The sequence below is a fragment of the Natronospirillum sp. genome (genome assembly GCF_022565775.1).
In the GTDB taxonomy this organism is placed as follows: Bacteria; Pseudomonadota; Gammaproteobacteria; order Pseudomonadales; family Natronospirillaceae; genus Natronospirillum.
On record NZ_JAIUMC010000038.1, the window covers coordinates 20,037 to 28,321 of the forward strand.

An 8,285-nucleotide genomic window follows, 5' to 3' on the forward strand; every position below is an offset into this window, starting at 1 on the left:
CGGGAAATCCCTATGGGAGGCCATCGGGCCTCCTCAAAGGTGTCCAGCTGAGTGTTTCTTGGTCGCACCTAGTCGCCGAACAAGCGCTCCAGGAAGCTGCGCCGGGTAGCCCGCTCTGGCGGTTCCAGCTCACCAATCGGTTCCGGATCGAACTGCCAGTGATCTCCCATGCGGATTGCGCGGCGTTCCAGCCGGTCCTGCACCCGCTGATTCAGCGGCGCCATACGCGGTGATGTTGTGGTTTCATCTCTGGAATTGCGGCCATGCTCAATGACCAGTTGCTGCGACAACAAGTGCACGGAATCTTCTTCCAGGGTGAACTTCAAATGGACCGGCCGAGCCTGCAGACGTATCCCAGCGAAATTGCTGACTCCGGGCGCCGGTCGTGCCGCATAGCTGACCAGCTCCCAGTCTCCCGGGGCCAGTTGATCAAAAATGATGAAATGATCCCTGTGGCGAGGTCGCTGCGTGATGCTGACGGGCTCGTCATCAGCATCCACAAAGTTGAAGACGTAGTGATAGCCCAGTTCATTGACGGGGCGACCCTCTACCGACATGCCCAGCATGAACACGCTGCCGGCTGTATCTTCAGGGTCAATCCGGCTTTGACTCGCACACCCTGCAAGCAATAGCACTACAAGCCCGGCAGTCGCCCGGCGCAACACATTACCCATTCCCATCAAAGCAGCTCTCCGACACAAACCAAGGTTCCGCAATTTACCAGAAACCCTGGCTCTAAACACCTCCCCTCTATCCCTGCATTGATATTCACGCTAACGGTACGTCGGAACGGTTCTTGCTCATGCAGTTGAGGGCATACCTCTTAAGTGTAGTTCCCGACTTCCGGAGTACCGTCGACATGACACAGCGCAAGTGGTTGCTGGATATCAACATCATTCGTGTTGCCAGAAAATGTTCACAACTGGTCGAGCAGGAGTTCGGCGTGCGGCTGCCATTGGCCCATACCAACTTCCTTACGCGCATGCAGACCTACGCGTACAGCAGCGAGTCCAAGACCCTGAAGCGCGCCGTCTCGGACCTCACAGCACAAATCAGAGCGGTAGAATCAGGCCAGTTGGACCCGGAAGAAGGCCAGGAAATGGTCGAATACATGGGCCGCCATTTCCCGCGCTGGCGGGACGGCAAGGAATTCAACGGGTTTTACCGGGGCGCCCCGGTTTATCGCGAGGCCACGCCACCAACTGGACCCGAGTAAATCAAAGCGCCCTGAAGGCTTGTCGGTCGAACCATGGTGCACCAAAATAGTGCCAAAACCCCTTTTCATGCACTGGGGCAGTACAGGTTTTCACTCTCTGACGTTACAGCCTGGCAATGGCCAGTTGCTCAATGGCACGATCCAGTGTCGGGTCATCCTTGCCGAAGCAGAACCGGATCCAGCGCTCCCCTTCTGCGCCCTGCCAGAAGGCACTGCCCGGAACGCCGGCAACACCTGCCTGCTCCAGAATATGCATGGCGGCGTCCTGCGCATGGTCAAAACCCAGACGACTCACATCCGCCAGCACATAATAGGCCCCCTCGGGAATCACGGGCTCCAGCCCAGCCTTGTGCAGTGCGGCGCAGAACCGGTCGCGCCGCCCTTCATGGTCACTGGCCAGGCGCTGGTAAAACGTCTGGTCCAGGCGATCTATGGTGTCTGCCACCGCATGCTGCACGATCGACGGCGCACAGACATAGTAGAGGTCATTCACCAGTCCCATGGGCTCAGCCAGCGCTCTGGGGGCGGTCAGATAGCCCAGACGCCAACCGGTAATGCTGAACGTCTTGGAATAGCCTCCCATGGTGACTGTGCGCTCACGCATGCCCGGCAGAGTGGCCATGCTGATATGGCGATGATCATCAAACAGAAAATACTCGTAGATTTCGTCCGTGATGCACAGCAGATCATGGCGTTTGCAGATATCGGCAATCGTGTTCATTTCAGCGGCCGTGAATACTCGACCGGAAGGATTCCCCGGGGTATTCAGCACCAGAGCCTTGGCGCCTGCTGCCTGAGCTTCAAGAGCCTCGGCATCCAGTTGCAGCCCCTCATTGCTCAGCGGCACAAACACGGGCGTCAGGCCCGCGACGCGCAGCAGATTGAGATGATAGCCGTAATAAGGCTCGAGCAGAATGACCCGGTCACCGGGGTTCAGCAATGCATTCATGGCCACCGTAAAGGCACCAGTACTGCCCTGAGTCACGATGATTTCGTGCTCCGGGTCGGCATCAATGCCATTGTAGGCACGCAGTTTGTCCGCCAGTACACGGCGCAGGCGGTCAATACCGTCATAACGTGTATAGGCGTTGTGGCCTGCTTCGGCGGCAGGACCAATGCCTGTCACCAGCCCGGACGGCGGTGGCGTGTCACAGATGCCCTGCCCCAGATTGACTCCGCCAAGCTCTGTGCAGCGCAGTGTCATGGCACGAATGGGCGACTGCGCAAGCTGAGCAACTGTGTCGGCAACGTACTGACTCGGCATCGGGCACCTCCGGCCTGGCGACGGTCGGGTTACTGAATGAAGTGAAGAAAGGGAATGGTCGACAGGCCAAGCACAACGATGCCCGCCAGCATATAGACCAGCATGCGCATGGGCGCCGTACGGAACCTCTGAGCAAATGTCTCCTGTTCACCGCGCGCCAGTGCCTCTGCATGCCGGGCTTGCGCGTCAGCAGCGCGCCTGGCCTGGTACTCGGCCAGCACCTCCCGTGCGGCCGGCAATTGGCTGTTGTCCTTCAGCCAGATTGCGGGCACCGATATATGGAAGCGCCCCGCCGACGTTTCATAGGTATCGAACTGATGATCTTCCAGCAGTTGGCGAACCTCGTCTGCCTCATCATCCGGTACATTGTTCAGTCTGAATAACAGCTTGGCCATAGTGCTTGCGCTCTGTGACGATTCCCAGAGATAGTTGCCGTTATTCTCGCACCCCTCGGACATCAGTGTCGACGGTCAGGAGACCATCTCCAGCGTTTTTCCTTCCAAAGCCTCTATTTCAGCACGCATCCCGTCTGTCAGCGGCGCCTTGCGTCCTGTTCGGGCATCAACAATCACGATACGCGCCTTGCCCTGCGTTACCACGGCATCCTGCTGTTCACTGTAGATGCCATACTCCTGCTCACAGCCGTATTCATGGAGGGTTGCGACACGCGCACCAATATGGATATGGTCCGGGAAGGTCAGTGGCCGTCGATAGCGGGCCTCGGCAGCACCCAGAACCGGTCCGTACTCCGGGTTGCCGATCAGCGATGTCCGGGCCATATAGGCAATGCGAATGTTCTCGAAGTAGCGGAAATAGACCACATTGTTGATATGGGACAGCGCATCCATATCGCCCCATTGCAAATCCACATCCAGCCGAACCGGGTATATGGACTTGAATTCCTGCAGCGTCTCAGACATGGTCAAACTCCTTCAGCAATCGGTCTGGTGCACTACACTAACATTCTGTCGGCAAACTGGAATCGGGAAAGCCCCCAGATGCCGGCACCTGTGCCTTCAGGTTGATGATGAGGCGGTTGTCGAGCCTCCACCAATACAGCAACAAAGGGAATCCAAATGATCATTGGTTTGCTGCGCGGCCTTTTCGCCCTGGTGCTCGGTGCTGCGATCACCGGGGCTCTCGGGGCCGCCATCCAGACTCAGTTCAATCTGGCGGCACTGGCTGCCGCCAGTGGGCAGATAGAGGGTGCCGATATAACCCTGGCCCTGCGCCTTGAAACCACCTGGCGGGATGTGCTCGGGTTTGGCCCCCTGTTCACGCTGCTCGCCATCGCCAGCTTTCTGCCTGCTTTTCTGGTCGCCAAGGGTATAGTCGCCCTGATCAGACTGCGCACGCTGGTCTACACTCTGGCCGGTGCAGCCGGTATCGCTGCCGCATTGACCTTTGCCAACTGGGCGGCACCGATGCCCGCCTTCATCGCAGCCACCCGGACACTTCCCGGACTGCTCGCGCTCAGCGCCTCGGGGCTGGTGGGCGGCTGGTTGTTTGCCCGCCTGACCCCACCCCGCCGGCGCCCCGGCTCACTGTCAGGAGGACTTGACCATGTCAGCTTTCGTTGAACCCTTGCCGGATGCCTGCCGGTCCTCTGTTCGCCGGCGTGTAGCAGCTTTCGCTTTGCTGGCCATGGTCAGCACGGTAGTGGCCGAACCGCCCCATGAAGTCGAGGTGGTGACTCCGGGGCTGGAGCATCCCTGGTCCCTGGCCTTCCTGCCCGATGGCGGCATGCTGGTGACCGAGCGGCCCGGGCGACTCAGGCATATCAGCCCAACCGGCGAACTGAGCCCGGAGCCCATTGGTGGTCTTCCGGACGACCTGCATGCCAAAGCCCAGGCAGGACTGAAAGATGTTGTACTGGCGACTGATTTCGAGCAGAGCGGCACGCTGTTCCTGAGCTACGCCTGCGGCACCGAGGCCGCCAACACTACCTGTCTGGCGCGGGCTGAGTGGCATGGCAACGACCTGCAGGATCTTGAGGTGATATTCCGCGCCGAACCCCTGCGCGAGGGGTCGGTGCACTACGGCGGCCGCATTGCCCAACTGCCGGATGACACGGTGTTGCTGACGCTTGGCGACGGTTTCAGCTACCGCGAAGAGGCACAGAACCGGAACAGCCATATCGGCAAGATTGTCCGCGTCAATCCGGATGGTACTGTGCCGGCAGACAACCCGTTCGTGAACGATCCGGATACCCTGGACGAGATCTACACCCTGGGTCACCGCAATCCGCAGGGGCTGATCTACGATGCCGAGAATGATCGCATCATCGCGCATGAGCACGGCCCGCGCGGCGGCGATGAGCTCAATATCATCCGGGCCGGACAGAACTATGGCTGGCCGCTGATCACCACCGGTGTCGACTATACCGGCGCCCGCATTACCCCCTTCACTGATCTGCCCGGACTGACCCGGCCCATCCTGACCTGGACGCCTGCACTGGCGCCCTCGGGCCTCACCCGCTACGACGGCATCCAGTTCCCGGAGTGGCAGGGCGATCTCTTTGTCGGCGGACTGGCCGGCCAGAGTGTGCGCCGGGTGCGCCTCAACAACGGTGAAGTGGTCGAGCAAAGTACCCTGCTTGCCGAGCGCGGTGAACGCTACCGTGACGTGCGCACCGGCCCGGACGGCGCCCTCTACCTGCTCACTGACGCCAGCGATGGTGCTGTGCTGCGCGTGTTGCCGGCGCACTGACCTTTGGACGGGTTTCGCGTATTTGCGAACTCGGTAACACTTTGAGGACTGCAGTATGAAAGTCACTTCGATCATTCTCTCCATCACTGCCCTGGGCTTGCTCAGCGCCTGTCTTGATGCCTTTCAAGGCTCCAATAGTGGCTCCGGTAGCTCCGGCGCTTCGGGCAGTTCAAGCGACGCGGGAGACAGCTACTACATCGATGCCTACACCGAGTCTGACAGCGGTTTTTCTGATGGGAATCTGAACACACGGATGATGACCTACACCAGTGAAGGTCAGGAAGATAACGCTTCCGCAGTGGTCATCAACTCTTCGCAGCAGGTGATTCTGGCGGGCAACTACTCCGCCACCGCGCCAGCGGACGACACCGTTGAGTTACTGTCTGCCAGCGGCAATGCCAATGGGCAAATACTGATTGTCGATGCAGACAGTCGGGAGTTGGTGTCGGCTACCCGACTGGGTGACAGACTGGACCATTTGATCATTGATCCCGGTACCGATGAACTGGTAGCGGTCGGGGATTTCGGGCTTGTCGGGCTGAGCTCTGACGCCAAATCTGTCCGCTTTCACCACCCGGCCTCCAGCCTGCCTGAACTTTCACAGTCGCCTCAGTACAGTACCGGGTATCGACTGGCGATGAGCCGGAGTGGACAGTTCGCCTTGCTCGGCAACGACTCGGGCAATGGTGTCGTCAGTCTGTATGGTACTGATGGCAGTCTGCTCTCCACCTTTGAACTTCCTGCCAGCGACATCGGCGGTGGTACCTACAACGAGAAATGGGAAGACCTGGCACTCGACAATGACAACAATCGCCTGTTCGTGACCGGATTTGCCCAGCGCTGCTCGACATACCAGTCCCCTTTTGTCATGGCCTACACGCTGGACATGGACAATGATTCAGCCGAGCTGGCCTGGAAGTCCTACAACCTCTGGTGTTCGGCCGCTGATGATTTGAGCCTGGGCGCCGACTCGCGAGGAAAGCGCGTAGCCTTCAGCAACAATTCACTGTTGTTTGCTGGCCATAGCGATGGTGGCAACAACCGTTTTACCCGGCGCGCGCCAGACCAGGCACAGGGAGACGCGGACCCAATCTGGTGCAAATTGACCGCTGGAACAATGGCGCCGGGTTCGGATCAGGCAGAATAGGCTTCTTCGCTGAGCTGGACCCTGCCACGGGAGAAGCACGACATGGTCAGTTCCAGTACACCTCAGCCGGTGTCAACCAGGCGCGCAGTTTTGAAGTCCGCGCCATCACCCGCACCGGTGCCGGGGATGTTCTGGTTGCCGGTGGCAATGCCCAGAGCGAGCTCCCGGATCGGGACCAGCTCTCACTTGCAGGGCAGGAAGCCGGCAGCCGCCAGAGCAACGAAACCGGTCTGATCGCCGTAAGTCCGGATTTTGAGACCCGAACGCTGATTGCCACTGTCACGGGTAACAACGGGGACTCGGGCATGGTCACTGATTTGGCGAGCAGAGGCGGACTTCACGCGGCCGTCGGCACCACTGAAGGCACACTGAATACCGTCGAGCGACTGTCGGGCTCGGCTCAGACCGGAGCGGGAACCTGGTTGCTGATCTGGGCGGAGTGACTCACCATACGGTCTTGGTTACGGAAGGAAACAATGCTGTGACCACTGACGAACAACCGTCATTTCATCCAACAGGAGGTATATGGACATGGCTGCAACTGCATTGATTACCGGCGCCAACCGAGGCATCGGGCTGGCCATGAGCCAGCAACTGGCTGCGTCCGGCCATGACATCATCGGTGTCTGTCGGGAATCCAGCCCTGAACTGGATAAACTGGCCAAGCAGGTGATCTCGGGCATTGATGTTACCCGGGAAAGTGATGTGGTCCGCATGAAGGCGACTCTCGGTGACAGCCGGCTTGACCTGCTGATCAACAATGCCGGCATGATGGAAGACAACCGGCTCGGAGATATCGAGTACGACAGTCTGCGCCGCATGATGGAGGTCAATGCCTATGCACCGCTGATGGTCACTGAGGCGCTTCTGGATCATCTGGGCAAGGGCAGCAAGGTCGGGTTGATCACCAGTCGCATGGGATCGATCGCCGACAATGACTCGGGCGGCCGCTATGGCTATCGGGCCTCCAAGGCGGCGCTGAATGCCTTCGGCAAATCGTTGGCCATTGATCTGAAACCCAGAGGGGTTGCGGTGGCCCTGCTGCACCCGGGGTATGTCAAAACGCGCATGGTCAACTTTGGCGGCATGATCACGCCGGAAGAATCGGCTGCCGGCCTGATCGCCCGTATGGAGGGCCTGACGCTGGACACTACCGGTACCTTCTGGCACAGCAATGGTGAAGTGCTGCCCTGGTAGCTTGGTAAATCAGGGGCTGCCGCCAGGAAAGCGGCAGTCACCTGTGCCGATCAGGTTTTAGGCAGTGTCACGCCACGCTGGCCCATGTACTTGCCCTGCCGGTCCCTGTAAGACACATCGCAGACTTCATCCGACTGGAAGAACAGCATCTGCGCCACGCCTTCGTTGGCGTAGATCTTGGCCGGCAGGTTGGTGGTGTTGGAAAACTCCAGCGTTACATGCCCTTCCCATTCCGGCTCCAGAGGTGTCACATTGACGATGATGCCGCAGCGCGCATAGGTCGACTTGCCCAGACACACGGTCAGCACATCGCGCGGAATACGGAAATATTCCACCGTGCGGGCCAGTGCAAACGAGTTGGGTGGAATGATGCAGACGTCACTCTTGATATCGACAAAGCTCTTGTCGTCAAAGGCCTTGGGATCGACGATCGCCGAATGAATATTGGTGAACACCTTGAATTCATCAGAACAGCGAACGTCATAGCCGTAGCTTGACGTGCCATAGGAAATCAATCGATTGCCAGCCTCATTGACCTTGACCTGGCCGTGCTCGAACGGCTCAATCATCTTGTCTGACTCGGCCATGCGGCGAATCCAGTGATCCGACTTGATGCTCATGGGTGCTGCTCCGAAGGGGTTTCAGGTAGCCGCGTATGGTAGCGGCAGGTGGCCGGAGGCACAATGGGAATCAGAAGACAGAAGACAGAAGACAGAAGACAGAAGACAGAAGACAGAAGACAGAAGACAGAA

At 59.0% G+C, this 8,285-nt stretch carries 11 protein-coding genes; 6 read left to right on the forward strand and 5 right to left on the reverse strand.

All coding sequences use genetic code 11. The features are described from left to right. Positions 1–68: 68 nt before the first annotated feature. Positions 69–680, reverse strand: a complete 612-nt coding sequence (locus tag LAT62_RS09000; RefSeq protein WP_293382252.1) for a hypothetical protein — start codon at positions 678–680, stop codon at positions 69–71. A 179-nt stretch (positions 681–859) separates the two neighbouring features. On the opposite strand from LAT62_RS09000, the gene LAT62_RS09005 reads away from it, so the two are divergent. After that, positions 860–1,216 carry a hypothetical protein gene (locus tag LAT62_RS09005; RefSeq protein ID WP_293382255.1) on the forward strand — a complete coding sequence of 119 codons (357 nt, stop codon included), beginning with the start codon at positions 860–862 and terminating at the stop codon, positions 1,214–1,216. Positions 1,217–1,319: 103 nt separating this feature from the next. Here the strand turns inward: LAT62_RS09005 and LAT62_RS09010 are convergent, their stop codons facing one another. The 3 genes from LAT62_RS09010 to LAT62_RS09020 form a co-directional block, all read right to left on the reverse strand. After that, the gene (locus LAT62_RS09010; protein WP_293382258.1) at positions 1,320–2,480 is read right to left on the reverse strand and encodes a pyridoxal phosphate-dependent aminotransferase; all 1,161 of its coding nucleotides are present in this window, start codon (positions 2,478–2,480) and stop codon (positions 1,320–1,322) included. Positions 2,481–2,509: 29 nt separating this feature from the next. Next, positions 2,510–2,875 carry a DUF6164 family protein gene (locus LAT62_RS09015; RefSeq protein ID WP_293382261.1) on the reverse strand — a complete coding sequence of 122 codons (366 nt, stop codon included), beginning with the start codon at positions 2,873–2,875 and terminating at the stop codon, positions 2,510–2,512. Between the two features lie 75 nt (positions 2,876–2,950). Beyond that, positions 2,951–3,400, reverse strand: a complete 450-nt coding sequence (locus tag LAT62_RS09020) for a thioesterase family protein (RefSeq protein ID WP_293382264.1) — start codon at positions 3,398–3,400, stop codon at positions 2,951–2,953. Positions 3,401–3,556: 156 nt separating this feature from the next. On the opposite strand from LAT62_RS09020, the gene LAT62_RS09025 reads away from it, so the two are divergent. The 5 genes from LAT62_RS09025 (at position 3,557) to LAT62_RS09045 (ending at position 7,533) form a co-directional block, all read left to right on the forward strand. After that, a complete protein-coding gene (locus tag LAT62_RS09025) occupies positions 3,557–4,060 on the forward strand; it encodes a hypothetical protein (RefSeq protein ID WP_293382267.1) in 504 nt (167 codons plus the stop codon). After that, positions 4,044–5,189 (forward strand): PQQ-dependent sugar dehydrogenase, encoded by a 1,146-nt coding sequence (locus tag LAT62_RS09030; protein ID WP_293382270.1) that lies wholly within the window; start codon positions 4,044–4,046, stop codon positions 5,187–5,189. Before LAT62_RS09025 ends, LAT62_RS09030 begins: the two co-directional genes overlap by 17 nt. Before the next feature lie 55 nt (positions 5,190–5,244). After that, on the forward strand, positions 5,245–6,336 hold the full coding sequence (locus tag LAT62_RS09035; RefSeq protein WP_293382273.1) for a hypothetical protein: 1,092 nt from the start codon (positions 5,245–5,247) through the stop codon (positions 6,334–6,336). After that, positions 6,285–6,779: a hypothetical protein gene (locus LAT62_RS09040; RefSeq protein ID WP_293382276.1), complete on the forward strand. Its 495-nt coding sequence runs from the start codon at positions 6,285–6,287 to the stop codon at positions 6,777–6,779. Before LAT62_RS09035 ends, LAT62_RS09040 begins: the two co-directional genes overlap by 52 nt. A gap of 88 nt (positions 6,780–6,867) precedes the next feature. After that, a complete protein-coding gene (locus LAT62_RS09045) occupies positions 6,868–7,533 on the forward strand; it encodes an SDR family oxidoreductase (RefSeq protein ID WP_293382279.1) in 666 nt (221 codons plus the stop codon). Between the two features lie 50 nt (positions 7,534–7,583). On the opposite strand, the gene dcd is transcribed toward LAT62_RS09045, so the two are convergent. Further along, positions 7,584–8,153 carry a dCTP deaminase gene (gene dcd, locus LAT62_RS09050; protein ID WP_293382282.1) on the reverse strand — a complete coding sequence of 190 codons (570 nt, stop codon included), beginning with the start codon at positions 8,151–8,153 and terminating at the stop codon, positions 7,584–7,586. Between the last annotated feature and the right edge of the window lie 132 nt (positions 8,154–8,285).